The sequence below is a fragment of the Streptomyces sp. HUAS YS2 genome (assembly GCF_033343995.1).
GTDB classification, from domain to species: domain Bacteria; phylum Actinomycetota; class Actinomycetes; order Streptomycetales; family Streptomycetaceae; genus Streptomyces; species Streptomyces solicathayae.
The window spans coordinates 68,978-94,856 of the sequence record NZ_CP137573.1; the positions used below are offsets into that span (position 1 = coordinate 68,978).

Annotated in this window: 16 protein-coding genes and 6 pseudogenes; 11 read left to right on the forward strand and 11 right to left on the reverse strand. The window is 70.0% G+C overall.

Annotated elements, in window-relative coordinates; all coding sequences use genetic code 11:
* Positions 1–862: 862 nt before the first annotated feature.
* The 4 genes and pseudogenes from R2D22_RS00310 to R2D22_RS00325 form a co-directional block, all read right to left on the reverse strand.
* Positions 863–1,147: pseudogene (locus R2D22_RS00310) on the reverse strand (HNH endonuclease); the annotation flags it as partial.
* A 63-nt stretch (positions 1,148–1,210) separates the two neighbouring features.
* Positions 1,211–4,615 (reverse strand): choice-of-anchor D domain-containing protein, encoded by a 3,405-nt coding sequence (locus R2D22_RS00315; protein WP_318100006.1) that lies wholly within the window; start codon positions 4,613–4,615, stop codon positions 1,211–1,213.
* Positions 4,612–4,863 (reverse strand): ABC transporter permease, encoded by a 252-nt coding sequence (locus tag R2D22_RS00320; protein WP_318100008.1) that lies wholly within the window; start codon positions 4,861–4,863, stop codon positions 4,612–4,614. The genes R2D22_RS00315 and R2D22_RS00320 overlap by 4 nt, the downstream gene beginning before the upstream one ends.
* Before the next feature lie 124 nt (positions 4,864–4,987).
* A pseudogene (locus R2D22_RS00325) lies at positions 4,988–5,185 on the reverse strand (SAM-dependent methyltransferase); the annotation flags it as partial.
* A 101-nt stretch (positions 5,186–5,286) separates the two neighbouring features.
* Between R2D22_RS00325 and R2D22_RS36055 the strand changes: the two are divergent.
* Both R2D22_RS36055 and R2D22_RS00335 read left to right on the forward strand, forming a co-directional pair.
* Positions 5,287–5,703, forward strand: a pseudogene (locus tag R2D22_RS36055) (NHL repeat-containing protein); the annotation flags it as partial.
* A 49-nt stretch (positions 5,704–5,752) separates the two neighbouring features.
* Positions 5,753–6,022, forward strand: a complete 270-nt coding sequence (locus R2D22_RS00335) for an NHL repeat-containing protein (RefSeq protein ID WP_318100009.1) — start codon at positions 5,753–5,755, stop codon at positions 6,020–6,022.
* 345 nt (positions 6,023–6,367) lie between these two features.
* On the opposite strand, the gene R2D22_RS00340 is transcribed toward R2D22_RS00335, so the two are convergent.
* On the reverse strand, positions 6,368–7,846 hold the full coding sequence (locus tag R2D22_RS00340) for an FAD/NAD(P)-binding protein (protein WP_318100012.1): 1,479 nt from the start codon (positions 7,844–7,846) through the stop codon (positions 6,368–6,370).
* A gap of 164 nt (positions 7,847–8,010) precedes the next feature.
* Between R2D22_RS00340 and R2D22_RS00345 the strand changes: the two genes are divergently transcribed.
* A complete protein-coding gene (locus R2D22_RS00345) occupies positions 8,011–9,147 on the forward strand; it encodes a LuxR C-terminal-related transcriptional regulator (RefSeq protein ID WP_318100015.1) in 1,137 nt (378 codons plus the stop codon).
* Between the two features lie 135 nt (positions 9,148–9,282).
* On the opposite strand, the pseudogene R2D22_RS36060 reads toward R2D22_RS00345, so the two are convergent.
* A pseudogene (locus tag R2D22_RS36060) lies at positions 9,283–9,558 on the reverse strand (DUF6283 family protein); the annotation flags it as partial.
* Positions 9,559–9,605: 47 nt separating this feature from the next.
* Here R2D22_RS36060 and R2D22_RS00350 point away from each other — a divergent pair.
* The 3 genes from R2D22_RS00350 to R2D22_RS00360 all read left to right on the forward strand — a co-directional run bounded on the left by R2D22_RS00350 (position 9,606) and on the right by R2D22_RS00360 (position 12,803).
* Positions 9,606–9,992: a RidA family protein gene (locus R2D22_RS00350; RefSeq protein WP_318100016.1), complete on the forward strand. Its 387-nt coding sequence runs from the start codon at positions 9,606–9,608 to the stop codon at positions 9,990–9,992.
* A gap of 557 nt (positions 9,993–10,549) precedes the next feature.
* Positions 10,550–11,872: an FAD-dependent oxidoreductase gene (locus R2D22_RS00355; protein WP_318100017.1), complete on the forward strand. Its 1,323-nt coding sequence runs from the start codon at positions 10,550–10,552 to the stop codon at positions 11,870–11,872.
* Positions 11,865–12,803 carry a squalene/phytoene synthase family protein gene (locus R2D22_RS00360; protein ID WP_318100018.1) on the forward strand — a complete coding sequence of 313 codons (939 nt, stop codon included), beginning with the start codon at positions 11,865–11,867 and terminating at the stop codon, positions 12,801–12,803. The genes R2D22_RS00355 and R2D22_RS00360 overlap by 8 nt, the downstream gene beginning before the upstream one ends.
* Positions 12,804–13,160: 357 nt before the next feature.
* Here R2D22_RS00360 and R2D22_RS00365 read toward each other — a convergent pair.
* Positions 13,161–13,354: pseudogene (locus R2D22_RS00365) on the reverse strand (IS5 family transposase); the annotation flags it as partial.
* A gap of 62 nt (positions 13,355–13,416) precedes the next feature.
* On the opposite strand from R2D22_RS00365, the gene R2D22_RS00370 reads away from it, so the two are divergent.
* Complete coding sequence (locus R2D22_RS00370; RefSeq protein WP_318100020.1) at positions 13,417–13,920, forward strand: hypothetical protein; 504 nt, start codon at positions 13,417–13,419, stop codon at positions 13,918–13,920.
* 481 nt (positions 13,921–14,401) lie between these two features.
* Positions 14,402–14,521 (forward strand): annotated as a pseudogene (locus R2D22_RS00375) (adenosylhomocysteinase); the annotation flags it as partial.
* Positions 14,522–14,551: 30 nt separating this feature from the next.
* On the opposite strand, the gene R2D22_RS00380 reads toward R2D22_RS00375, so the two are convergent.
* Together R2D22_RS00380 and R2D22_RS00385 are read right to left on the reverse strand one after the other, a co-directional pair.
* Entirely contained in the window at positions 14,552–16,267 is a 1,716-nt protein-coding gene (locus tag R2D22_RS00380; RefSeq protein WP_318100021.1) for an ABC transporter ATP-binding protein, read from the reverse strand.
* Entirely contained in the window at positions 16,264–18,057 is a 1,794-nt protein-coding gene (locus R2D22_RS00385) for an ABC transporter ATP-binding protein (protein WP_318100023.1), read from the reverse strand. The genes R2D22_RS00380 and R2D22_RS00385 overlap by 4 nt, the downstream gene beginning before the upstream one ends.
* A gap of 88 nt (positions 18,058–18,145) precedes the next feature.
* Between R2D22_RS00385 and R2D22_RS00390 the strand changes: the two genes are divergently transcribed.
* Positions 18,146–19,054 (forward strand): helix-turn-helix domain-containing protein, encoded by a 909-nt coding sequence (locus tag R2D22_RS00390; protein WP_318100025.1) that lies wholly within the window; start codon positions 18,146–18,148, stop codon positions 19,052–19,054.
* A gap of 293 nt (positions 19,055–19,347) precedes the next feature.
* Here R2D22_RS00390 and R2D22_RS00395 read toward each other — a convergent pair whose 3' ends face one another.
* Entirely contained in the window at positions 19,348–20,589 is a 1,242-nt protein-coding gene (locus R2D22_RS00395) for an NAD(P)/FAD-dependent oxidoreductase (protein WP_318100026.1), read from the reverse strand.
* 809 nt (positions 20,590–21,398) lie between these two features.
* Here R2D22_RS00395 and R2D22_RS00400 point away from each other — a divergent pair.
* Positions 21,399–22,715 (forward strand): phytase, encoded by a 1,317-nt coding sequence (locus R2D22_RS00400; RefSeq protein WP_318100027.1) that lies wholly within the window; start codon positions 21,399–21,401, stop codon positions 22,713–22,715.
* 404 nt (positions 22,716–23,119) lie between these two features.
* Here the strand turns inward: R2D22_RS00400 and R2D22_RS00405 are convergent, their stop codons facing one another.
* Positions 23,120–24,589, reverse strand: a complete 1,470-nt coding sequence (locus R2D22_RS00405) for an NCS2 family permease (RefSeq protein ID WP_318100029.1) — start codon at positions 24,587–24,589, stop codon at positions 23,120–23,122.
* 343 nt (positions 24,590–24,932) lie between these two features.
* Between R2D22_RS00405 and R2D22_RS00410 the strand changes: the two genes are divergently transcribed.
* On the forward strand, positions 24,933–25,634 hold the full coding sequence (locus tag R2D22_RS00410; RefSeq protein ID WP_318100031.1) for a helix-turn-helix domain-containing protein: 702 nt from the start codon (positions 24,933–24,935) through the stop codon (positions 25,632–25,634).
* The last annotated feature ends 245 nt before the right edge of the window (positions 25,635–25,879 follow it).

Here is a 25,879-nt window from a genome sequence, read left to right on the forward strand (position 1 = left end):
TAAACCCGAGGGCCGGTCGGCCTGCGCGCCGAGGCAGCAGGCCCACGGCGCCCCTGGTTCCAGCGCTTTGGGCCAGGGGCACGCTGCGGCAGCCATCCGGCAGCGGCCGGCGCCGGGCTACGGGGATGGGTGTGTGGTGGACGACGCCCGGACAGGCCCTAGCAGGACGCCAGCCGCCCGGCGAGGTCGCCCGCCAGCTCCCCCCGTGGCGCCCCTCGTCCGACTCGTCCTCGAACCACAGGAGCAGGTTCCGATCGTTTGATGGACGATCGGGAGGAGTCGCCCGGACCTGAGTGCCCCCTCACCGCCCAGCGCTGTCGCCGTTCAGATGATCACGAGCTGCGACCATGAACGCGTCAATCGCCGTCGACAAGGCCGCATGCATAAGAACCTCATGCGGCCTGCTATCGGTTTCGGTGCCGTGACGTATCGGAAAGTAGCCATGAGCACTCAGGCGTACCTGGAGAGCAGCATCCTTGATGGCCCGGGCAAGATCGGCGATGTGGGCGGGGCCCTCCAGGAGTACTAAAGAGTACGCGCGATGCAGTCCGTCCACGGATTGGGACGCCTCGAGCCGGAGTTCACGTGCCCGCTGCGACATGCGCGCGGACTCAGCTGGGCTCACCGTGTCAGGCAGATTTCCCCAAGCCCGCGCACGCACTCTTCTGAGTTCCGTCCCGTCGCGGTAGGTGACGGCGGCTTCGAGGAAGGCGGCGTATGCGTCGCGTCGGTGTTGTCTGCGGACGGCGTCCACAGGGCCGCGGTGGGGGCCGTCGGGGTGAGGGCCAGGGTCAGGGCCGCGCACGCGGCGAGCAGTACAGCGGTCTTCTTCATGGCGTTATCTCCCGGTCGGTCGGGCAGGCTACGGAGCGGGGGTGTAGTGGACGACGGTGGTCTCGCAGGCCTCGGCGTACACCGTCAGCGCGTCAACCTCGGCCTGGTCCGCCGACAGGCCCCAGCGCAGCTTGGTGCCGGTCCACTCGCCGACGTACCGGCAATGCGCTTCGGGGAGCGGCGGCATCCACTCGGCCGGGTCCTGGTCCGCCTTGCTCCTGTTCGACCGCGCCGTCACGGCCACCAAGGAGACGGCGGCGTCTTGGTCGTTGGCGTACGCCTCACGCCGCTTCGCATCCCAGTTCGAGGCCCCAACCGCCGCAGCCCTCAGCATCTGGCTCCGAACATCATCGGCCGGACAAGTCCAGGCGGGTGCCTACTTCCCGGTGCCGCTCATCGGGACCGACACCGCGGGGGTGCCGGGATCGTTGCTGGTGAGGCGGAAGACCGCCGTGGCGATCCCGGCCGTCGTGGGCTGGAAACGCACGGTGAGGTCCTGCTCCTGGCCGGGCTGCAGTGTGAACGGGAAGCCGGGTCCACCAGCGGTGAGGGCGAAGGCCGGGCTGCCCGATGCTCGCGTGAAGCCGGTCACGCCGAGTGGCGTCGACCCCGCGTTGAACACCTTGGCCACCAGGTTGGCCGAGCCGTTCACCGCCACCTTCCCGAACGCGAGGTTGGAGACGACCGCCACCCGGGGCCCCACCGACGTGACCAGTTCGAAGACGCTGCGACCGTTCGTGCCGACGCGCAGCAACGACGGCGTGCGCGACCAGTCGAGGGCGAGCGACATGCAACTCGCCGCGGGCAGCCCTACGCCGAGCACGCGCCAGGTTGCACCGTCATCGATGCTGAACAGCACACCGGTCTCGTTGCCGCAGATCAGCGCCGGCGGCACGACGGGCACACTGTGGTCGGCCCACGCCGTCCCGTCGGCGGAGGTGAGCACGGTGCCGAAGTCGCCGACGGCGATGAACTGCGAGCCCGTCCAGAGGATCGCGCTGAGCCGGTAGGCCGATCCCGTCGGCTGCAGCGTCCAGGTGACCCCGTCCGTCGAGGTGACGACCTTACCGGAGTTGACCGTGCCGACGAAGCGCACGCCGGACCACGCCACCTCAGTGATCTGGTCAGGGGTCGGCGACACGCGCGCCGTCCAGGTGCTGCCGTCCGGCGAGGTCAGGATGGTGCCGGTGCCGGTGGCCACGTACTGCGTACCCGACCAGGCGACGGAAACGAGGTTGGCCGTCGTCGGGGTCGCGTGCGCGGTCCAGGTGAGGCCGTCAGGCGAGGTGACCACGGTGCCGGAATACCCGACCGCGACGAACTGGCCGTTGCCCCAGGTGATGGCGAGCAGCGCCTGAGCGGCCGCGTCGTGGACCGAGATCCAGCTGACGCCGTCGGTCGAGCGGTAGACCGTACCGTACGACGCCGAGGTGACAACCAGCACGGCGCCGGACCAGGCCACGCCCTGTAGCGCCTCCGAGGACGGTCCCGCCTTGCGTGTGGTCCAGACGATCCCGTCCGGCGAGGTGAGGATGGCCCCGTCCAGGCCGACCGCGACGAACTGGGAGCCCGTCCAGACCACGTCGGCCAGCGTGTTGTAGGCGTCCGAGACCCGGGCCGTCCAGGCGAGTCCGTCGGTCGACGTCAGGACCGTCCCGAACAGGCCGACCGCAACGATCACGCTTCCGGACGTGGCGATGCCGGACAGACCGTTGCTGGAGCCCGGGTCCATGGCGACGCTGTAGACGGGCAGGTCGGGCAGGTTGGTGGTCGGGCTGCCATCGGTTCCGCTGGCGTCGACCCAGGTCAAGCCGTTGTTGGTGGTCAGGTAGACGTGCTGGCTGCGGTTGGGCGGCGCGATCCCCGAAGCGCCCCAGTAGCCCGCCATCACGCGCTGCGCGCTGAAGGGATCGACCGCGATGCTGGTGACGCCGCGTCCTCCTGGCAAACCGGTCGAGTACGAATTCCACGTCGACCCGGTGCCCATCAGCGCGTTGTCGGTCCGCCACATCGAGCCGTCCATCAAACCCACCCACACGCTGGCGCCGCCGCTGCCGTAGACGGGCGCGATGCTGAGGATGCCCTCGGGGAAGGTGTGAATGCTGGTGAAGCTGGCGCCGTGGTCGGTGCTCTGCAGCAACTGCGGGCCCCAGTCACCGTGCGGCCCGCCGGCGGCGTAGACCCGGCTGCCGTCGCCGGGATCGACGGCGATGGCGTGGACACCGGGCGTCATACCCGCCGCGCTGGTCCACGTGGCGCCGCCGTCGGTGCTGTGCTGGTAGTAGCTGTTGACTGTGGCGTGGACGGAGAGCGGGGCGAAGGGGTCGACGGCCACCCAGCCGCCGTCGCCGCCGAGTCGGTGGCGCCAGTCGTTGCCGGGCATGCCGGGTGCGCGCTGCGCGGTGCCGTTGTCCTGCGAACCGGCGTAGCCGTAGCCGTTGTTGACCGCCGAGTGCCGGCCGATGTCGAGACTGCCCATGCCGACGAGGATGGTGGAGACGCCCTCGTTGAGGTTGGTCCAGGTGCTGCCGCCGTCGCCGCTGACCGCGGTGCCGCCGTCGGTGCCGACGTACAGTCGGGTGGGCGCCGCGCCCCAGTGGGACTGCGGGCTGAAGGTGATGGCGTGATGGTCGACGTGCACCTTGCCCCCGGTCACTGATCCCGGGGCGAAGCTGTCGCCACCGTCGGTGGACAGGTGCAGCTCCAGGAAGCCCAGGTAGACCCGCCTGGCGTCCTGCGGGTCGACGCCGACGGTCTGGTCGAAGCCGAACTGCGCTCCGATGGCGGGGGCCGCCGCGGCGGGCTTGAGCTTCCAGTTATGGCCGTCGTTGGTCGATTTGAACAGCCCCACCCAGGCGCTCTGGGTCGACGCCGTGGCGTACATGGTGTGGTCGGCGGGCTTCGTCGACTGCGCCATGGTGACGGTCAGGTAGGTACCGGCGGCCGGCGCACCCGGGTTGGCGAACAGGTTGGTGGGGAAGGTGGCGCCGGAGTCCGTGGACTCGAAGATGCCCTGCCCGCGCATGCACGCGTACACCGTGGTCGGCTTCGTGGTGTGGAGGTGCAGGTCCGTCAGCAGGCCACCCAGGATCGGCGCGTTGTTGTTGTAGGCGCCCACGTTGTTGCCGAAGTTGGCACCGTCGTTGACGGAGCGGTACACCCCGTTGATGAAGGTGCCCACCAGGACCACTCCGGGGGCGGGGAGGACGATGCGTACCACGCTCTGGCCAAGCATGGCGGCGCCGCCGATCGTGCTCCAGGTCTCGCCGCCGTCGACCGATCGGAACAGCGACGGGCCGGGCGCGAAGGTACCGCCCGCGTACACGATGTCCGGGTTGACGGGGTCGAGCTCCACCGCGCCCATCTGGGTCCACGGCAGGCGATCGGTCTTCGGCGCCCAGGTGGCGCCGCTGTCGAGGCTCTTCCAGATGCCCCCGAGGGTGGCGGCGTACAGGGTCTTGTCGCTGCTGCCGCGCGGGTCGACGGCTACGTCGTACACACGACCCGCCACCGGGGCGGGACCGCCGCCCAGGGGCTGCCGCATGGGTGCCGGCCCCACCTGCCGCCACTGCGCCGCGACCAGCGGAGCACTGCCAGCGACCCCACCGCCGAAGCCGGCGATGCGCAGCTGCATGGCGTCGCGCTCCAGGCCCTCGACCTGCTGCAGCGCCTCCAACCAGGCTTCACGGTCGAACTCCCCGTCCGCCCGCGCCCGCGCCAGCCGGCGCGCCTCGTGCAGGCGCGCCCTGATGGCGATCTCGATGGCCGCATGCTGAGTCATGGCCGTCCTTTCGCCCCGCTCACCTGGGCCCTGCGCCACTCACCTCGCGCGAGCAGGGAGAACACAACGGTGGCGCAAAGGGCGACGGCAACGATCGCCCACTCAAGGGCCCCGCTGTGCTTATCGGGATCTACCCCGAACACGCCCTCGATCCAGTCGGGCCAGGCCAGGGTGACGAGGAACAGGCAACCGCTGATGGCGGCTGCCACCGTCTCGAACCAACCTCGTGTGCGCAGACGTGACTTCATGTCGTGCCCTTTGACGTGCGGGCAAGCCGTGCGAGCGTCCCGGGCCCTCACCTGGGCGCGGGGGGACGTCGTGCACTGTCTGGCTCTGATGTCACCTTCAGTAAGCGTCGCTGCCAGGGATCTGTCAAACGCACCCGGAGCAGACGAAGAACAGGAGGTTGGGTTTGGTTGAGACGTCATGGAAGCCGTCGGGGAACAGCTCGCGGGCGGCGGGGTCGGGCTGAGGCTCGCTGATGAGGGAAAGCCGGAAACCGGCGCTGGTGAAGGCCTCGATCACGGCGTGCAACGGCCTGCGCCAGAACGCCATCGGTACGGACTGCCCCAACCTCCTCAAACAGCACCGGGCAGTCCCCACCCGCTACGACAAACGCCGCTACGTCTACCTCGGCACCGCAACCGCCGCAGCCTTCAGCATCTGGCGCCGACGGCGGGGAGGACTTCGCCGTCGCTCGTTACCTGCCCGACGGCCGCCTCGACCGGACCACCCAGGGGCGGGGCGTGACGGCGCTCAGCCCGCACGACGACGCCCAGGCCATGCGTCTCCAGCACGACGAGCGCATTGTGTTAGGCGCGTACGCCGGTACGGGCGAGGGCCCCGAGGGCGGCGACTTCGCCCTCGTGCGCTACCTGCCCGACGGGCGCCTCGACCGCTCGTTCAACCGGTCCGGGCCCCGCCCCGGCACCGTGGTGACCGACATCGAGGGCGGGCGCGACCAGCTGCGGGACATCACCCTCGACGCCCGTGGCCGCGTCGTGGCCGTCGGCTCGGCCACCCTCCCCGCGGCCTGGGGAGGCACGAGCTTCGTCGTCGCCCGTTACTTCCGCGACGGCAGCCTGGATCCCTCCTTCGGGCTCCGGCGGCCGCCGGCCGGGCGTGGTCGGCACGCCCATGGCGGCGAACGTCGGCCTCGACTTGGCGGAGAGCGTCGTCGTCGACCGGCACGAGCGGATCCTCGCGGGCGGTTCCGCGGATGCCGACGGCCGCTTCGACCTGGCACTCGCCCGCCACCGCCCGGACGGATCGCTCAACCGCCGATTCGGCGTTGCGGGGAAGGCACTCGCCAACGTCGGCCCCGACAGCACCGACGAAGGCTTGGCCGGGCTCGCGCTTCAGCCGGACGGCCGCATCCTCGCCGGCGGAAGCACCGCTGCCACCTAGTTCGGTGTGGACAGCGACTTCCTCCTCGCCCGCTTCCGCGACGACGGCACCCTCGACCGCGGCTTCGGCCGCGGTGGCTTCGTCATCACCATCCTGCGGGCCGACCAGCATGCGGCCGGAGCCCACACCGATCCCCCACCAGTTCTGGCGTCAATGGGGGTGGGCCGACAGAACACCAGAACGAGAGACCACAGCAGGCCTCGTCCTCACAGCGGCCCAGGGCCTCGTAGACGGACCATCAGGCGCCGTGGCCCGGCTCGCCGGCTTCCACGACCGCACCACCGCCACCACCGCAGAGCCGGCCGCTCCGCCGCCCTCACCAGCAGCGGCCCGCATCCTCATCCGTCACCGCAGACTCGCCGGATGAGGCGACGTCCGCAGGAGTGCCCGGGCCGTGCGGGCGGCCTGGGCCGCCAGGGCGGGGATGCTGGCGGTGATCGCCGGGCCGCCGGCGATGAGGTCTCCGACCACGTGCACGCGCGGGTCCAAGGGGGTCAGGCCGCCGGCCGGGTGGAGAGCGGACAGGCCGGTGGCCGTCAGGGAGCGGAGCAGGCAACGGGCCGCCTCGGGGACCGCTTGCGGTGGCGGGTTCACCGCGTTGACGATGAAGTCCGCGCCGCGCTCGCCGCCGTCGTGCCGTATCCGAAAGCTCCCCTTCGCCGGGACGATCGCGCGCACGCCCGGAACGAGAGTGAGCCGGCCGGAGTCCAGCTGGCGCATCAGGACGGTCGCGTTGCGCGGGATCATGGGCGAGGCCACGCTCACGGCCGTGCGGAGGTGACGCCTCAGCCTCGCACGGTCGGACTCCGACAGCAGCCGCCAGGCGTACGGGCCGACGGTGTGCATCGTCTCCTGCAGCACACGCCGGCCGATCCGAGGATCCGCGACAGCGGCCAGCTGCCGGCGGAGCCTTTCGACCGGGTCGTCGGTCACGGTGGCAAGCAGTTCCGTCGCGAACACGTCGAAGTCCTCACCCGCGTCGCCGAGTTCCGTGCGCAGCAGGCCGACGAGGTCGTCCAGAGCGACGTTTCCCCCGTCCCGGTGCAGCCGCGCCACGCGATCGACGGTCACGTGCTGCGGGGGCCGGGCGATCGGGCGCTGCCAGACATGCGGCAGCACACCGCTGCGCGACAGCAGCGCGATCCCCCCGGTGTGCCCACGCGCGGCGAGAGAGACGACGACGTCCACAGCGGTCAGACCACTGCCGATGACCGCGACGTCGGCTCCGGGCGGAACGCTTGCGAGCGTGTCGGCCAGCGGATACGGGTCGGCCGTGAAGCCGGAACAGCCGGTCAGGGCGTACAGGTCCGGGGGCGCTCCCCCGCCCACGCACAGCACGACATGGGTGGCCGCGTGCTCGTAGGCGCCCTGGCGTGCGTCGTCATGCACGTCGTCCGTGCGCAGTACGAGACCGGCTCCTGAACGCACGACCTCCGTCACGCGTGCCGTCACGACACGTACCCGCCAGCCCTGTTCACCGAGCGCTGCCACGGCCTTCTCTGCGCTGTGCACGAGGTACTCGCCGTACAGGGCCCGCGGGACCAGCGGCCGACCGAGGAACTCGTCCGTGTGGTCGGCGCCCCGCTCCCCCAACCAGGCCGCGTAGTGGTCGAAGTCGCCGTCGCGGATCGACATGATGACGGGTGGCGCGTTCACCAGCACCGAGTCCAGATCCGGGCCGTACGCCCGTCCCCGCCACAACCGCGGCGACGGCTCGAAGACCGTGATCGTGCCAGTTCCGCCCCCATGCGTCCCGCCCGTGGCGGCCAGCGCGTCGAGCAGACCGACCGCCGCCGCACCGCCCCCGATGATCGCGATGTCCATGCGCTCCCCATTGTCCGTAGTGCCGTGTGGCAACGACCTTCGGCGACTGCGCGGGAGCGGCATATCCCCCGCGCACGGGATCACGGACGGCAACAGCCCCTCATATGAGGGGTTGTCGCCACACAGACGAACGGACAGGCTGATCACGCACGAAGGAGGAACCCGTGACCGACCCGCACCGCCCGATACTCACCGCCGCCCAACGGGCCGATGACGCAATGGACTTGTTCAACCGCGCCTCGGCGAAGCTGCGGCGGGCGGTGCCGTTCCACTCGGCGGTGTGGACGGCGGCCGACCCGCAGACCGGCCTGATCACGGCGCCGATGCTGGTGGAGGACCTCGGCTCCGGGGGGAGCTGCGCCGCGTACTGGGAGAGCGAACTCCTGGAGGAGAACGTCCTGCCGTTCCACGAGCTGGCCCGGGCGACCGTACCGGCAGCCGGGCTGCGCGCGGCCACCGGCGACCTGCCCGCCCGCAGCACCCGCTTCCGGCGCCTCCTGCGCGATCAAGGCGTGTACGACGAACTCCGCGCCGTGCTGAGGATCGACGGCCGGCCATGGGGCCTGGTCAGCCTGTTCCGCACCACCACCGCGTTCCGCCCCGACGAGATCGCACTCCTCGCCGGCCTCTCCCGCCCGCTGGCCGGACGATTACGCGACCTGGCGCGCCCGCCCCGGTCCACACCACACACCGACGCACCCGCGCCCGGGCTGATCCTCTTCGACGAATCCGGCCGGGCCACATCGATCAACGACGAGGCACGCCATCACCTGGCACTACTGCCCGAAGGACCCTCGTCTCCTTCACCCCTGGGAGCCCAGCTGCCCATCTGGGTGATCGGCGTGGTCCTCCAGGCCCGCGCCATCGCCGACGGACGCGACCACGGCAACGCCCGGGTACGCATCCAAACCACCGAAGGCCGCTGGCTGGTCTGCCACGCCTCCAGCCTGACCGGCCCCGGCGGCACACCCGGACCGGTCGCCCTCGTCATCGAGCCGGCGACACCCGCCGACCTCGCGGTCCTCATCGCCGACGCCTACGCCCTCACACCACGCGAACTGCAGATCACCCAACTCCTCGCCCGCGGCATGACCACCACCGACATCGCCGCCACCCTGGTCATCTCACCCCACACCGTCCGCGACCACCTCAAATCCGTGTTCACCAAGGCAGGCGTCTCCAGCCGCGGCGAACTCGTCGCCCGCCTCTTCACCGACCACTACTGGCCCGCCCTGCCCACCCCCACACCCCTCCCACGCCCCGACCGGCCCCCCGCCCACGCACGGTTCCCCCACATCTGACATGCCGGCGGGAGCCGCCATACCGAAGAAGCCGAAGCAGGCCCCAACCGGTAACCGGAGGAACCGTCCGACCCGCGCCGGCGGCGAACAGGGCCGCCGGGAACGGACCGGGTACACGATCCCGCCGGAGTCGAACTGCGACACCTGTGAGGTGTAGTTCCGGATTGCCTCGGCCGTCTGCGCGGTGATGTCGCCCGCGGATGAGGCGACGCGCAGTGCCAGGAGGTGGTTGCTGTCGTGGCAACCTGTCCAGCCACCACATACACCGCGCCTCGCCTGACAGACGGTCAGGCTTGAGTGTGTGAGGGAGTGACCACAGCCGGCTATTGAACCCTCATGTCGGCCGCAGTGATCGAAACGCCTTGGCCGGTGGTGGGTGGGTGTGCTGTGCTTCCCCTGCGTCCTGCGCATGGGTAGCGATCGCGACCGTGGCGTTTGCCGAGAGAGTGAGGGAATCGATGGAGTTCGTGTCTCACAATCCCACCGAAGGTGTCTACGCAGCCACCGACGACTATGTGCATGCTTTGGAAGTGCGAGGTGCCGGACGGCTGCTGTTCGTCGCCGGCACTATGGGGCTCGACCCTGCCGGGAAGCCGGGGGCCGATCTGGAGGAGCAACTCGACCTCCTCTGGTCCAACATCCGGGCCATCCTCGCTTCGGCCGGCATGACCGTGGACAATATCGTGCGGCTGACCAGCTACCTGCGGGACTCCGCCTACGCCGAGGCGAACGCTGCCGCTCGAACGGCTGCCCTGGGTGGCAGGCGCGTCCCGACCACCGCGATCGTTGCCACGACCCTTGACAGCAACTGGCTGGTAGAGATTGAGGTCGTGGCCGCGGGGTGATCGATTTCGGCCATGTTCGGCGGCTGGCTGTTCGTCGCGGGTGGTGGCCGTCCCCGTCGGGGACCTCGGACTGCTGCGGGTGCAACGGGGAGTCCAACGGCTGCACCGTCGTGGTCGATCCTCTGAGGCACCACGCCTGGCACGACTTGGGCGACCGTGACGGCATGACGGCCTCAATCGCATCGCGGATCTCGTCGTCATTGCGGTGAACCCGCCACCGAATGCGGTCCACGATGCGGCCCGGCCGCCGCCGGACGGTTGGAGTCCGGTGGTTCTTCGATTCGTGAGGCCTGCAGCTTGCGTTGGACGGCAAGGACGACTGTCGGTGGTGGGGCGTGAGGCTTGGGGCGGCGGCGTCGGTTTCTGGTGCAGTGACGGCCTGTGTCGCCGACACTCGCGGACCGTCGGGTTCCGCTGGGGCGAAGCAGGTCGACGAAGACCCGGCCTGGGGCGTGTGGAGGAGCCGAACTCGGCACAAGCGCCGCCAAGTTTGCGATAGCTTCACAGCAAATGAATGGCTCGATCGAATCGAACTGAACCCGGGGGAACCAAGAGCAATGCGACGCGCCATCGTGATGGGCGGCAGCTTCGCCGGCCTCAACGCAGCACAGGCACTCAGCCAGCACGTTGAGGAGGTTGTCGTGCTGGAGCCAGACGACATCGGCGAGGACGGTCTCGGGGAACGCAGCCCTCACCGGACTCAACTGCACGCTCTGCTGGCCATGGGCCACACACAGATCGAGAGCCGCTTCCCCGGCATCACCCAGGAACTCGTGGAGGCAGGAGCCCGGCTGGGTCAGGGACGCGACGTTCAGTTCTACGTCGACGGCGTCTGCAGACCTCCCGTCGACGGCATCCAGATGCTCGGAGCCAGCCGCCCCTTCCTGGAAGCGGCGGTGCGCAGGCGGGTCCTCGCCCTGGGTAACGTCCGCCTGGTCCACGGACACGCGCGGGGTCTGACCTTCGACGGCGAACGCGTCTCCGGTGCGCGTTTCTCCGAAGCCGGCTCTCCGCACCCCGAGCAGATGCTTGACGCCGACCTGGTGGTCGACGCGATGGGGCGTTCGAGCAGGGTTGCAACGTGGCTTGAGGAGGCGGGCCGTGGGCGGGTGCCGACGGACCGCATGCGCGTCGACCTCGGCTACGCCACAGCGTCGTTCACACGGGGCGACGAACTCGGCAGCACGGTCATCGCCCACTCGGCCCCGGGCCCCGCCTCCAACTATCAGCCAGGGCTGACTGAGCCCGGAGCGCTCGCAGCAGTGGAGGGCGGCCGATGGAGTGTGGTTGTCGCGGGCTACGCCGATCAGAGGCCCACGGATGATGTCGAGGACTTCCTCGCACGCATGCGGCGCTGCGTGGGTCCCATCCGCACCGTGGCACAGGCGTGCTCCATGATCGGCAAGGTCGAGACGTTCAACTTCCGTGAGAGTCAGCGTCGTAACTACCACGGCTGTTCCCATCTCCCGGGCGGGCTCGTCGTCCTGGGCGACGCTCTCGCGTCGGTGAACCCCGTCTACGGGCAGGGGCTCACCCTTGCAGCACTGCAAGCACACTGCCTTGACCGCTACCTCGGCTCCGGAGCTGACCTCCACGAGCCTGCGACGGCGTACTTCCGGCGCGCCTCTGCTTTCGTCGATGCGGCCTGGCAGTTGTCGACGACGGCAGACCTTGCCCAGCCCCACGTTCTCGGCCCCTATCCGCCCGGCTACCGCCTGATGAAGTGGGCCGGCGACAAGATCACCGGTGCCTCCGTCACCGATCCCGAGATCAATGACCTCTTCATGAACGTCGTCCACATGAAGGTGCCTCCGCGGCAGCTGACCTCGCCTGCGGTGCTTCTGCGAGCCCTCCGAGTTGGCGGCAGGCGCGATGCGTAGCTGGAGCTCCACCCTCGACCGCGCTGCCGTCGACACACCGTCGCTGAGGGCCGACTTCAGTGAGCAGCGAAAGCGTGTCGCCGAACGCTCCCGCGCCGAGTACATGGCGGCCCGGCTTCTCCTTCCCACCTCGCTCCTCCCCGACGTCGTGGCGGTCGTTGCCTTCATGCACGACTCGGACGACCTACTGGACCGCGCGCTGCCCGGCGAGGGGATCAGCCGTCTCGCCAGCTGGGAGGAGCAAACGCGAGAGGCGTTGCAGAGTGGCGATTCGCCGGACTCGACATTGCGCTGCCTTGTCAGCGCATGCGGGCGCCATCCTGGGCTCCGAGACCGGGTGGAGAGCTTCCTCCGCGGAGCGGCCGTTGAAGCCTCCTGGGTGGGATTCGGCTCGGAGGCTGAGTACAAGGAGTACGTCGCTGCCTACTCGCTCCCCGCCTTCATGCTCTCTGCATGTCTCCTCAGGCAGGGCTCCGAGGACGCAGCAGCGTACGAGGGCCATTGCCATGAGCTCATCGATGCGATGCAGAGGATCGACTTCCTCAGCGACCTGGCCGAGGACGTGGCTTCGGGACGACTGGGCATCAGCCTCGAAACTCTCGACTGTCACGGTCTGGCACCGGAGGACCTCAAGCGGGGCCTGTCGCCTGATTCATCGGCGTTGGACCAGCTGGTTCGGCAGCAAGTCGAACGCGCTGAGGAATCCCTTGCGGCTGCACGTGGCCTGACAACCATGGTCAACCCGGACTGCGGACCATTCGTGTCGGCCCTCTTCGAGGTCCAGGAGCTGAGAGCCCACGCGGTTCGACGGGCCGGCGCCTTGGTCCTCGTCGCGCCGCCCGACATCTCCGGTCTGAGACTCGCTCGGCTGTTGATCAAGTACCTGGCGAAGGCGATATGGAAGCGTGCGGCTACGGCTGGCGGTCAGTGAGCGGGCTGCCGGAGCTGAGGGGCTGTTGTGTCCCGCTAGGGGTGCTTGGTGGGGCGGCTGTTTCGGCGGATCGCGGTGGCTCCTGAGTGCGGTCCGTGGGGTTCAATGCTGGTATGGGGAACGCGTTGTGGGACCGGCTCTCGATTGAGGTGCAGGCGGAGGTGGACAGCCTCGTTTCGGCTGGGCGGAGTGTGCAGGCCATCGCCGTGATGCGTGAGCGTGCCGATCTACCGACCCCGGGTCTGCACGAGTGTGTCGACCTGGTGGAGCAGCGATTCAGGGTGTTTCGGCAGGGGTCGGCGAGCTGGTGATGATGCCGTGCCCAGTGGTCATGCGCCGCGCCGGTTCGGGGTCGATGCGCGGCGCGGGTGAGCCGGCTTCTGGGGGGTGGTCGCGGCAGGTGACCTCGACGTCGATGCCCGGGCGGGCGCCGTGGTCGATGGCTTGGCGTGGTGGCCGGTGTCGGCCCAGGCTTTGGTGATGCGGGGGTGATCGGCGGCGATGCTCGAGAGCACGTGGATGCCGCCGGCGTTGTCGGCGACGCTCGTGGCTCGTCACGCAGCCCTGGCCGGGTGATCGCCGGTGTCAGTGATCGCGGCTACGGTCTTCGGTCATGGGGTTCTCGGGGTCTTTCATCGTGGCGCGAGCCAGTCGGCCGCTGACGGAGTTGGCGGCGATGCGGGCCTTGGACTATGTGCCGCTCTGGTGGGCACGTGATGGCGAGTGGCAGATCCTGCAAGCGTGCCCTGTCACGGATCCGGATCCTTCGATCATTCGCGAGACGCGCGCTTCTGTCCTGGTCGCTCATGTGGTGGACAGCGACTTTGCGACAGTTCAGGCAGTGAGTCCCGATGGCCAGTCATGGCAATGTGCTCTGTCCCCGGAGATGGCGCGGGATTACGGTCTGCCCGGTGAGTGGATCGGCAATTCGGCCGAAGTAGGAGAACGAGCTGCGGCCTGGGCTCGAGGGGCCGGCCTTCAGCCGGACCCGGTGGCGCTCAGGACTGCTCTGGTGGCTGAGTGTGCTCCGCTGGCAGAAGACTTGGTCTTCGCGCTCGTTCACGCCTTGGGGTTCCGGTTCCGTGAAGGGTTCGGCCTGGCACCGCCAGCCGTGTGATGGGCGGCGCCCGTTCGCAACCCGCGCCCTGCTGACTCGCCATCGGAAGTGCTCGGCCCAGTCGCACGACCTGCTGCTCGTCGGTTAGCAGACTGTCTCCAGGACCTGCGTGCTCGCGGTACGGCCGGCTGTGCCACGGCCGAGAAGGCTCCATGAAGCGGACCTCACGATCGCCACGTTCCCCAGCCACCTGGGCCCGGCATTGCTCCGTGGACAAGGCCATGAAGCCGGTCCGGCAGGAGGCTTCTCCTCGCTCGTCGAACCGTCCGGCGACGTTGACGAGGTGGAGCGGTCCCTCGTTCTCACAGTGGGACTCCGCCAGGGGGTTCAGCAACACGAACCCCGGCGAGGGGACACGAGAACGGCCCACCACGTGTATCAGGTGGGCCGCCCTCGGCCCCTCACGCGGGACCCGGATCGGAGATCTCGTGGGCCCTGCGCCGGCTCGAAGAACGTGCCGCCCGGCCGCCAGGTCGTCCTCCGCAGCTACGCCGACGACGACATGCTCCGCTGCCCGGTGGTTTCCGTGGCCCGATCTCCGCTGAAGGCTCCCGAGGACTTCCTCGTCGGCCGTTCCGTCGTATTCTCCACCGAGGTCCTCGCGGCCGGGGCCGCACCGTGCACGGCCGTCTCAGTGCTGCGCCGCCCCAGCCAGGGACAAGTCCCAGTACGCGGCGTACCGGCCGCCGCGTCGCAGCAACTCGTCGTGGCTGCCCTGTTCGACCACCCGCCCGGCGTCGAGGAAGGCGACGTGGTCGGCCCGGCGCACGGTGCCCATGCGGTGCGCCACCATCACCACGGTCCGGCCCGCCATCAGCTCCTCGATGCCGGCGTGCACGGCCGCCTCGTTGACCGGGTCCAGGGCCGAAGTGACCTCGTCGAGCAGCACGATCGGCGCGTCCTTCAGCAGCGCGCGGGCGATGGAGACGCGCTGCCGCTCGCCGCCCGACAGCAGCGCCCCGCCCTCGCCCACGTGCGCCGACCAGCCGCCGGGCAACCGCTCGATCACCTCGTCGAGACGGGCCGCGGAGGCCGCGGCCCGTACCTCGGCGTCGGTGGCGTCCGGGCGGCCGAGGCGCACGTTCTCCTCGATCGTGCCGTCGAAGAGGTAGACGTCCTGGAAGACGATGGCGATCCGCGCCATCAGCGCCGCGGTGTCCATCTCCCGTACGTCCACGCCACCGATCCGCACCACGCCCGCCTCGACGTCGTAGAAGCGGGCGAGCAGCTGCAGCAGCGTCGTCTTGCCCGCGCCCGACGGCCCGACGACGGCGAGCCGCCGGCCCTCGGGTACGGACAGCGTCACCCCGTCGGCGACCGCGCGTTCTCCGTGCCGGAAGGTGACCGCGTCGAACACGACGTCGTGACCGGCCGGTTCGCGCGGCTCGCGAGGCTCCGGCAGCGGCTTGGTGGCGAGGACGTCTTCGAGGCGGGTGAGTTCGGCGCGGGCGGCGCGGATGCCACCACTCATCTCGGCGAGGGACAGCAGCGGGTCGGCGCAGCGGGCGGCGAGTACGAGGACCGCAAGCACCTCGGCCGCGCCGGCGTGCCCGCCGAGGGCGAGGTACGCACCGAGTGCGAGCAGCGCGGTGAACACCGCCTGCACGGTGACCGCGAGACCCAGCACACCTGGCAGCGCCGAAATGGTGGAGCGATGCGAGGCGCGGCGCAGTTCCTTCAGGGAGTCGTCCAGCAAACCGAATCGCTCACCGGTGCGGCCGCCGGCGCGCAGCACCGGCTGGGCCTGGAGGTACTCGATGACGCGGCCGGTGGCCGCCCGCTCGCGTTCCACGCGCTCCGTGTCGGTCGCCGTCGTCGCGCGGGCCGCGCGCAGCTGAACCGCGGCCACCAACGGCACGGCGGCCAGGGCGGCAAGCCCCATCTGCCAGTTGAAGGCGAGCATCACGGCGACGATCGTCAGCGGCGTCACGCAGGCGGAGATGAACGGCGCCAGCAGGTGCGCGATCACGCCCATCGCCTGCAGCACGCCCTGGCTGGCGAGGACGGACACCTCGCCGGTGCGGCCGGGTTGATACCAGCCGACGGGCAACCGGGCGAGGTGCTCGCCGAGGCGCTCGTACATGCCGTGCAGCATCGTCGTGCCCACGCGGAATCCGGAGCGGTCGCTGACGTACCGCAGCACCGCATAGACCGCGACCGCCGCGCCGAAGGTGGCCAGCCAGGGCCGGGCGTCCTCGGGTGTGCTGCCGAACAGCGCGCGCAGCACCGGCACCAGCAGGGCGTACGACAGTCCCTCGACGAGGGCGGTCGCCGTCATCAGGGCGACCGTGCGGCGCACCGGCCCGGCGTACTCCTGGCCGAGCACACGCAGCAGTGTGCTGATCATCGGGCCTCTTCCCCTTCCGTCACACCGGCGTGGATCTTCCAGAACTCGGCGAACGCGCCGTTTCGCGCGAGGAGTTCCGCGGTCGTGCCCCGCTCCACGATCGCGCCGTCGCGCAGCATCACGACGGTGTCGGCGTCGGCGATCGTCTCCAAGCGGTGGGCGATGACCAGCGTCGTCCGCTTCTCCCGGGTCTGCGCCAGCGCCTCGCGCACTGCCTGCTCGGTCTGCGGGTCGGCGAAGGCGGTGGCTTCGTCGAGTACCAGGACGGGAGCGTCCGCGAGCAGGGCACGGGCGATCGAGACGCGCTGCGCCTCGCCGCCGGAGAGGCGGGCGTCCTCGCCGATCACCGAGTCGTAGCCGCGGGGCAGTTCGACAATCCGGTCGTGGATGCTCGCCAGGCGGGCGGCACGGACAACGGCGTCGCGGTCGGCTTGCGGGACCGCGAGGGCGATGTTGTCCGCGACCGAGGCGCGCAGCAGCCGGACGTCCTGGAAGACGAAGGACACCCGCCGGTACAGCTCCTGGCTGCCCACTTCACGCAGGTCGACGCCGCCGAGGAGCACGGAGCCGTGCGACGGGTCGTAGAACCGCGGCAGCAGCTGCACCAGCGTGGACTTGCCGCTGCCGGACGGCCCGACCACGGCCGTGGTCGTCCCCGGCTCCAGCACCAGGTCGATACCGCGCAGCACCTCGCGCCCAGCCGCGGCGTCCTCGCGCCCCGCGGCACCCTCGTACCCGAAGCGGACGTCCCGCAGCTCCACCCGGTGTCCCTGGGGCGCCACCGGCCGTACGGGCTCGGGCAGCGACGGCTCGGCGAGTACGTCCCGGATGCGGCCGACGGCGCGCCGCGCGGCCTGCAGGTCGTCGAAACCGTGCCCGAGCGCGGCCACGGGCGCGGTCAGGCCGAGGCCGAGAAGGATGAAGGGCAGCAGGTCCGCCGGGGCCAGCCCGCCCCCGGTGATCCGGTACGCGCCGCCGACCAGCACCGCCAGCAGCACGAACGGCGGCGACAGTGCCACCTGCATCCCGGCGGCGACCCCGGAAAGACCGCGCACCATCCGGTAGAAGCTCCGGGTGAAGTCGTCCACCGCGGTACGGAACCTGCCGTGCGCCCGCTCCGACCCGCCGAACGCCTTCACCACCGCGATGCCGTGCACGAACTCGACCACCGACGCCGAGATCCGCCCCATCGCGGCGTCGAACTCCTTCTGCTCGCGCAGCCGCGCAGGGGTCATCATCAGCGGCACCAACGCGACCGCCAGCAACACGGGGATCAGCGTGATCAGCGTCAGCCGCCAGTCCACGGTGAAGAGGTAGCCGAGCGAGACCAGCGGCACCACGAAGGCGGAGACCAGCTCGCCCGGCGTGTGCGCGATGAACGGGTGCACGGCGCTGACGTCCTCACCGACCAGCTTCGCCAGCTCCCCGTTGCGCCGCCGCGCCAGCCAGCCGATCGGTACCCGCCCGAGCCGCGCGGCGAGTTGCCGGCGCAGCGACAGCTGCACCCGGGTGTCGAGGAGGTGCCCGACGCCGGACGAAGCGGCCGTGAACAGCAGCCGTACGAGCAGGCCTGCCGCGCCCGCGATCACGACGTCGCGCACGTGCCCGTCGTCGGCCGGCCCCGACGCCAGCAGCGTACGGCCGAGCTCGACGACCGCGAGCAGCGGCGCCAGGCCGGCGACAGCGCCGATGACCTGCAGGACGACGACGGCGGCGAAGCTGCCCGCGTACGGGCGCAACAGACGAGCCACGCTCGGTGGTGGCGGCGCGGTGATTCCGGTGGAAGTCATGCGCTCACCTTCACCGCGCCCACGACCCGCTGGATTGGACAAATGTTCCGTCCGGGCGCTGCGTCGGGCAGGCCCGTAGCATGGACGCATGTCAACTGCCGTGCGCCAGCGCGTCTCTGCCCCCGCGTGGCAGGTCACGCGCCCTGTCCGGCCCAGCCGCGTACCCGGCGTCGTCCTGGCGGGGCTCCGCGACCGCGGCCCGGCTCCGGTCGACCACCGGCTCGACCCGCACCCCGTGCTGACGCTGGCGCTGCCATGCGGCGATGCGGCGCCGGGCATCGACGAGTCGACGGGGCGGCAGCACCGCGGCAGCCTTGTCACCGGGCTCGGGTTCGGCGCAGGCGGTGCGGCACGGGTACGGGCCGCGAACGTCGAGTGGATGCAGGTGCGCCTGTCCCCCGCCATCGCGCACGCCGTGTTGAGCGTGGGCCCTGCTGAGCTGGAGAGCTCCGTGGTGACCCTGGACGACCTGTGGGGAGAGCGGCGGGCAGCCCGGCTGCGCGAGCAGCTGGCCGAGGCCGCCTCGTGGGAGGAACGCTTCGCGCTCGTCGAAGCGATCCTCGCCCGGCTGTCCTCCGCGGGGCCCGCCATCGAGCCGGAGCTGGCCTGGGCCTGGGACCGCATCATCGCCAGACAGGGCCAGGTGCGGGTCGAGGGGCTGGCCGACGAGCTGGGCTGGAGCCGGAAACGCCTGTGGTCCCGCTTCCATGCGCAGCTCGGCATGCCGCCCAAGCGCGCTGTGAAGCTCGTCCGCTTCGACCGTGCCGCCACCCGCCTGGCCGGAGGCCAGGAGGTGGCCAGCGTCGCGGCCGACTGCGGCTACGCCGACCAGTCACATCTGCACCGGGACGTCCTGGCGTTCACCGGTGTGACCCCCGCAACCGTGGCCGGCGGGTCGCTCGTCGCAACGGCCGACATGGCGTGGATGGACCACGTGCCACGCCTCCCGGCGCGCTGGGGCGATGCCCCGGCCTCCCGCATGCGCTGCGGCGCATAACCCGGGAATGACCATCTCACTCCGGATGCGCCACCGCAGGTCAGTGCCCCTGGAGACCCCTTGCGGGCGAGCGCTCAAGTCACCGGAACCGAGAACCGCAAGATCTTGGTGACGGGCTCCATCGCCCACAAGAGACCGGACCTTGCCCGCGCCCTTTTCCCGTCCCCCAATCACACAAGGTGGGACACCGCGACTCTCCATGCATGGGCGATGCGTGAGGGGTCGGTGGAGCGCGAGCCATCAGAAGCAGGACCGGCAGGACCAGCGATCACGCCGTGTGGCGATGACCTGGCTCAGGCCGCATCACGTGTCTGGTGGCTCATGCGTTCCTGCATGTGGCCGAAGAACTCCTCCGGTGGGGTCATTCCCGCTGTGACTCTGACGAACTCGTCCGAGGCCGAGGGGCTCTGGGACGTGGCGAGGAGCAGCTGCTCCATCTCAGGGGGTGGTGGTTCCATCGTCGCGAACTCGGCTGTGAACTCGTACATGCTCGTGACCTGCGCGTCCCTCGCCTCCTGGGTCGCCCGCATCGCTTCGTCGAAGGGCCGGCGGCCGGTGAGCACGTCGTCGAGTGCGTGGGCGCACCGCTCCGCGTCGCGGAAGGCGTCCTGGATGCCCTGGGCGGTGATCGGGTCCTTCAGGTATCCGGCGTCGCCGACCAGGGCCCAGCCGGGGCCATAGGGTTGGCGGAAGTAGTTGGGGACGGCCGTCCCGACGAACCGTTCGGTCCGCGTGGCCCGCGCGATCCGCTCGGCGAAGGCCGGCGCACGGGCCAGCGTGGCGTGGTAGTTGCCTTCCACGTCGCCGCGCTTGGCTTCGAAGTCACGCATGGGCCAGCCGGTGATGACCATCGCCTGGTCCTCATTGGTGGGCCACGCGGCGAAGGCGCAGTCACCGCGGTCGTAGGCCTCGAACCTTCCGTGCAGGGGCAGCCCGGACCAGTACGTGTAGTAGTAGGCGTTGATCTTCGGCTTTTCCGTGTAGCCGGCGGCACCGGTCGCCTTGGCGACGGACGAGTGGAGTCCGTCCGCGCCCACGGTGATTCGGGCGTGGTCGACGGAAGTGCTGCCGTCCTTGCTGTGGCCCTTGATCCCGGTCACCGTGGGGCCCTCGAACAGGATCTCCTCGACGGTGAAACCCTCGCGCACCTCGGCACCGGCTTCCGCGGCGGCGTCGACGAGGATCTTGTCGAGGACCGTGCGGCGCGGCGCGTACGAGGCGGCGAAGCCGTCTCCGGCCGGGGACCCGACGATGGCGAACGGTCCGAGGTCGTACGAGTAGGTGTCGATGGGCGGACATCCTGTCGCCACGACCCGCTCCAGCAGTCCCCACCGGTCCAGCGCGGCCAGGCCCGGCGGATGGATCAGGTGCGTGGAGATCGTGTCGCTCGGGAACGTGGCCCGGTCGACCAAAAGGACCCGGTGACCGAGTCGGGCCAGAAGCATCGCGGTCGGCGCGCCCGCGCAGCGTGCGCCGACGACGATCACGTCGTGGTGGTGGATTCCGCCGCCGGCTGGGCCGGGCGTGTCGCTCATTGCTCTCACCTGCCGATCGGACGCCTCGCGAGAGGGCGGCCGGCCGGGCGAACCGAAGGTGCCGGCCATCGCCGCTGCACGGTGCACGTCCCTTTCTACGCTAGAACACCTTCGGAACGCGGTCTCGGCGGGCGGGCCCGGACAAGACGGCCGCAACCCCGCGCCGGGCACGGCAGGGCCGAATGCTTCGATCTCACGCTTCGAGGTCGCCGCCGTTCTTGATCCACGTGAAAACACAACCTGCGATGTCCGAGTCCAGCATCACCAGGTCGAAGACGGCACGGTCCGCGCCGGCTCTTCGATCGATCGCGCAGTAGCCCCCACCACCAGGAGCTGCCCTGGAGGAACGATCCGTCATCCCAGGCAGCCGGACGCATTCACGGAAGTGCGGATGGTCGGCTCGCGCGTCGAGGCAGCAGCCCGGTGTAGCGGGTCACGTCCGGCGTCGTTGCTCGTGGTTATGGGCTCGAGGACGCACCAGCCGACTCCCTTGGTCGATTCCTGACCTTCGGCGCTCCCGCACTCGTCCAGGTCGCGTTGAGGGCGTCTGGACTGGTGGTGATCCGGTCCCAGGCACGACGTCGCAACCAGAGCTGAGCCGGGGTTCCTCACGTTCGTGGAGGCGGACGGGAAGGACGCGGCGGCGCCATACCTGAGCCACGGCTGCCGCTCGCAGCGAGCCAACCAGGGCCCCCTCAGAGACTTTCGCCGCCCGCCCCAAAGATCACCCGCCGTTAACGACCGCGTTCCGATGACTTCGGCAAGTCCCCATAGCGTTCACGACGTTCACATCGCTACTAAGGGGTAACATGACTGCTTTCGCTCTCGGAACCCTGACCGCGCTCGCCACCGCGTTCACCCTGACCACCAGCCCCGTGGCCCCAGTCCCCGTCACAGCCGCCGTGGAGACTCCCGCGGTCTTCGACGACGAGGCGGGCGGCAACGCCGACGCCGACGACCCAGCCGTGTGGGTCGACCCCAAGAACCCCGGCCGCAGCATCGTCGTCGGCACGCTGAAGGAGGCCGGTCTCGACGTGTACGGACTCGACGGGCGGCGCCTGCAGCACATTGCGGCGCCAGCGGCCCCCGGCGAGGACGCCAAGCCCGGCCGCTTCAACAACGTCGACATCGTCTACGGGTTCGAGCTGGGCGGCCGGAAGACGGACCTGGCCCTCGTCAGCGACCGGGGCCGTGACCGCGTCCGCGCGTACGCCATCGACCCGGCCGCCGTCGCGGCCGGCAGGCCGCCGCTGAAGGACGTGACGTCCTTCGACGCCCCACCGGTGTTCGCCGCCGACGAGACCGAAGTGAACGACCAACGCACCTCCTACGGCCTCGCCGCCTTCAGCGATGACGACGACGCCTACGTGGTGGTGTCGCAGCGCGAGGAGACCCGCCTGCGCCTCCTGCAACTGGAGGACCGCGGCGGACGCGTCGGCTACCGGACCGACGACACCCTCGATCTGCCCGCCACGTTCACTCTGCCCAACGGCAAGGCGTGGACCCCGTGCGCGGACCCTGGCGAGAACCCCCAGGTCGAGGGCATGGCCGTCGACCTGGAGGAGCACGTCCTGTACGCCGCCCAGGAACGTGTGGGCCTGTGGCGGATCGACCTGGACGACGAGGAGTTCGAGGACCCGAAGCTGGTCGACCGCGTCCGGGAGTACGGCACGCCGTGGACGTACGACGCGACGGAGGAAGAGTGCGTCCTCGACACCGCTCACGACCCTGGCTTCGGCGGTGAGCACCTGAGCGCCGACGCGGAGGGCATCACCGTCTACCACGCCGAGGACGGCGCGGGGTACGTCCTCGCCTCCAGCCAGGGCGACAACGCCTTTGCCGTCTACGAGCGCGACGGCGACAACGAGTACATCGGTTCCTTCCGCGTCGGCGACGGCAACGTCGACGGCGTGCAGCACTCCGACGGCTCCACCGTGGTCAACGTGCCCCTCGGCCGGAGCTTCCCCAAGGGCCTGCTGATCACCCACGACGGCGAAGCCACCCCCACCGACGGCGACCGGGCCGGCACCAACTTCAAGTTCGTCCGCTGGGACGCCGTGGCCGGAGCCTTTCCCGACCCGCTGACGATCGACACCACGTCCTTCGACCCCCGCGACGCGGACTGAACCCACGAGCCCTACGGCCTTCGCGTTGAGGACAGGCCGGGTCGGTGTCGTCATCGTCAACGTACCGGGCCGATGAGCCGTGGAGTGGAAATCCCATGCCAGACACAGCCCGTTGAACGGGGGAACCGACCCGTAGGACCAGCCGGTCACCGCTGGCAACCACGCGGGAATCCCCGCCCTTTAAGGCGGGGATGATGCAACGTGCACAGTATCCGCTCGACCGCGAGGTGCCGGAGTTCTGACCGAGCTCGGTCGGGCCGACGGCCGGCCGGTCGCGTCCCCACCCGACGCCTCAGGCCGAGCCGGGTCCGCATCGCAGGAAGCGGCGAAGCCAGAAATGAGGACGACGACGGGGCCGGCTACCGAACCGGGCCCCGCCGTCGTCAACTCAACTGATTTTGACGCTACTTGACGCCGAGCAACTGCTCGATCGGGTCGATGGCGAAGTAGACGAGGAAGAGTGCGGAGGCCCCCCACAGCAGCCAGTGCACCTCGCGCGCCTTGCCGAGCGCGGTCTTGATGACGACGTAGGCGAGGAAGCCGGCGCCGATGCCGTTGGTGATGGAGTACGTGAACGGCATGACGGCGATGGTCAGGAACGCCGGGATGGCGATGTCGTAGCGGTCCCAGTCGATGTGCTTGACCTGCGTCATCATCAGGAAGCCCACAGCCACGAGAGCGGGGGCGGCTGCCTGTAGCGGCACGATCGTGAGGACCGGCGTGAGGAAGAGCGCGAGCGCGAACAGGCCGCCGGTGAACAGGTTGGCGAAACCGGTGCGAGCGCCTTCGCCGACGCCTGCCGCCGACTCGATGTAGGTCGTCGCCGAGGACGCCGACGCGGCGCCGCCGGCCACGGCTGCCGCACCGTCGATGAGGAGCACCCTGCCGAGGTTCGGGACCTGGCCGCGTTCGTCGAGGAGCCCGGCCTCGGCCGTCACGCCGACGACCGTGCCCATGGTGTCGAAGAAGTCCGACAGGATGAGGGTGAAGACGAGCAGCAGCACGGTGACGACGCTGACCTGCCCGAACGCACCGAAGACGTCGAAGTTGCCCAGCAGCCCGAAGTCGGGAGAGGCCACCACGGAGTCCGGGAGCGAGGGGGTGGTCAGGCCCCAGGTCTTGATGTCGGCGGCCTTGTCGAGGATGACGGCGAGGACGGTCATCGCGACGATGCTGATCAGAATCGCGCCCTTGACCTTGCGTGCGAGCAGCACGATGGTCAGCACGACTCCGAGGGCGAAGACGAGCATCGGCCAGCCGGTGAGGCTTCCGGTGCCGAGCTGCACCGGCACGGTGGTCTTGGCCGCGTCCGGGACTCGGGTGACGAATCCGGCGTCGACGAATCCGATGAACGCGATGAACAGGCCGATACCGACACTGATGGCCTGCTTGAGCGGCTGCGGGATGGCGTGCATGACGGCCTCGCGCAGACCGGTGAGTACGAGGACGCAGATGATGAGTCCTTCGAGCACGATCAAGCCCATCGCGTCGTCCCACGTCATCAGCGGGGCGAGCTGGAAGGCGACGACGGCGTTGAGGCCGAGACCCGCGGCGAGGGCGAGCGGGAGGTTGCCGCCGACGCCCATGATGACGGTCATCACAGCGGCCACGAGCGCGGTGGCGGTGACCAGCTGCGCCGGGTCGAGCTGGGCTCCGGTCTTGTCCTCGGCCGCGCTCAGGATGATCGGGTTGAGGACGAGGATGTACGCCATGGTGAAGAACGTGGCGATTCCACCGCGTATCTCGCGCGCGTACGTCGATCCGCGCTCGGTGATACGGAAGTAGCGGTCGAGCGGGCCGCCGGGGGTGCGGGAGGAGCCGCCGGCGTGGGGGTGCGCGTCGTACGGTGCGCCAGTCGCGCTGGGGGAATTCATCAACTCTCCAGAATCAGCACATGCCCTCGGGAGCGGCACATGGGTGGACTCGGGGAACGCATTCGGAATCAGGGACAGTTGGGGCGATCCTCTGATGCCGTAGTCAGCCTCGTGATGCGCGAACGCACATGCGAAGTGGTGTGGATCATACGGACGCAAGCCCTGCGGCGCGGACTGGATTGGTAGCAACTGCCAATGGTTGCAAGGATGTTATGAAGATCCAGCGGCTGCGCCCCCACCTGGACCGCTTCCCGCCCGGGCCGCCCTCGGAGACACACACGAAACGCACACTCGGCAGAACGCACAGTAGCCAGATCGCGAAACGATCTCTAGCATCCCGGCTGTGCCTGGACCCCCCTCCCCCCATGACCGGCCCGCGCCCTTCGACGCCGCTGCCGCGCGCCGCATCCGCGAGTCGCTGGGCATGACACCGAGCCATGTCGCGCACGGCCTGCGCGCCTCGTTCGGTTTACGTCATGTCAGCCCTGACATCGTCATAGCCTGGGAACGCGGCATGGCCGCGCCCAGTCCCAGCGAGCTCACCGCCCTCTCGAGCGTGCTGTGGTGCGATCCGACCCAACTCATCGGTACGCCACGTGGGTTGAGGGAGCACCGCCTCATCAGCGGCTACGCCGCCGCCGACGTCGCTCGCGCGATCGGCATGGACTTCGGCGCCTACGAGCACGCCGAACTCACCGGTGTCTGGACGGGCGACGCCCGGCAGACGGCGGCTCTCACCTCCGTGCTCGGCCTGTCGTCACGCGACCGCATGGCCGTCACGGGTGACGCCGAGCGCCTCGCCGGACTGCTCGCTGACGCGGTGAGCACCCGCTGGCAGGCGCACATCCGTGCCGTCGCCAAACTCACCGGCCACGACCGCCGCACGCTCGACGGCCCGCTGCGGACGATGCACCAGGAGTACCAGCACCTGATGACGGCGACCCTGAGTCGGGCCGCCGGTGCGGCGGCCTCCGGCGAGCAGGGCCGCGCCTACATGGAACGGGTCGTCGACCGCTTCTGGGACCTCGTGGAGGCATCGGCCTGAGAACCGAGCGCGCCGGCTGGTGGAGACGGAGCGGCTTCCGGGCCGTGATCCGCGTCGGCGGCCCTGCGGCTCGGGGCCCGACAGGGTGCCGGAGCCGGTTCCAGCGGCGGCCGCAGCCTAGCTCGAGGCCCTTCGGCCCGCGATCCACCGTTGTCCCGTCGCGGCGGTCGCGGTAGGCGCACTTACCGCCGTCGGCAGTGAGCACGGCCATCCGCTCCCAGAACACGAGGCTGCGACGGCGCCTC

Bases quoted from the DNA above. Each gene is read 5' to 3' on its own strand.
- R2D22_RS00380 (WP_318100021.1), bottom strand. From the start codon at position 16,267: ATGATCAGCACACTGCTGCGTGTGCTCGGCCAGGAGTACGCCGGGCCG.
- R2D22_RS00335 (WP_318100009.1), top strand. From the start codon at position 5,753: ATGGCGGCGAACGTCGGCCTCGACTTGGCGGAGAGCGTCGTCGTCGAC.
- R2D22_RS00315 (WP_318100006.1), bottom strand. From the start codon at position 4,615: ATGACTCAGCATGCGGCCATCGAGATCGCCATCAGGGCGCGCCTGCAC.
- R2D22_RS00370 (WP_318100020.1), top strand. From the start codon at position 13,417: ATGGGGTTCTCGGGGTCTTTCATCGTGGCGCGAGCCAGTCGGCCGCTG.
- R2D22_RS00390 (WP_318100025.1), top strand. From the start codon at position 18,146: ATGTCAACTGCCGTGCGCCAGCGCGTCTCTGCCCCCGCGTGGCAGGTC.
- R2D22_RS00355 (WP_318100017.1), top strand. From the start codon at position 10,550: ATGCGACGCGCCATCGTGATGGGCGGCAGCTTCGCCGGCCTCAACGCA.
- R2D22_RS00400 (WP_318100027.1), top strand. From the start codon at position 21,399: ATGACTGCTTTCGCTCTCGGAACCCTGACCGCGCTCGCCACCGCGTTC.
- R2D22_RS00405 (WP_318100029.1), bottom strand. From the start codon at position 24,589: ATGAATTCCCCCAGCGCGACTGGCGCACCGTACGACGCGCACCCCCAC.
- R2D22_RS00340 (WP_318100012.1), bottom strand. From the start codon at position 7,846: ATGGACATCGCGATCATCGGGGGCGGTGCGGCGGCGGTCGGTCTGCTC.
- R2D22_RS00320 (WP_318100008.1), bottom strand. From the start codon at position 4,863: ATGAAGTCACGTCTGCGCACACGAGGTTGGTTCGAGACGGTGGCAGCC.
- R2D22_RS00360 (WP_318100018.1), top strand. From the start codon at position 11,865: ATGCGTAGCTGGAGCTCCACCCTCGACCGCGCTGCCGTCGACACACCG.
- R2D22_RS00385 (WP_318100023.1), bottom strand. From the start codon at position 18,057: ATGACTTCCACCGGAATCACCGCGCCGCCACCACCGAGCGTGGCTCGT.
- R2D22_RS00395 (WP_318100026.1), bottom strand. From the start codon at position 20,589: ATGAGCGACACGCCCGGCCCAGCCGGCGGCGGAATCCACCACCACGAC.
- R2D22_RS00350 (WP_318100016.1), top strand. From the start codon at position 9,606: ATGGAGTTCGTGTCTCACAATCCCACCGAAGGTGTCTACGCAGCCACC.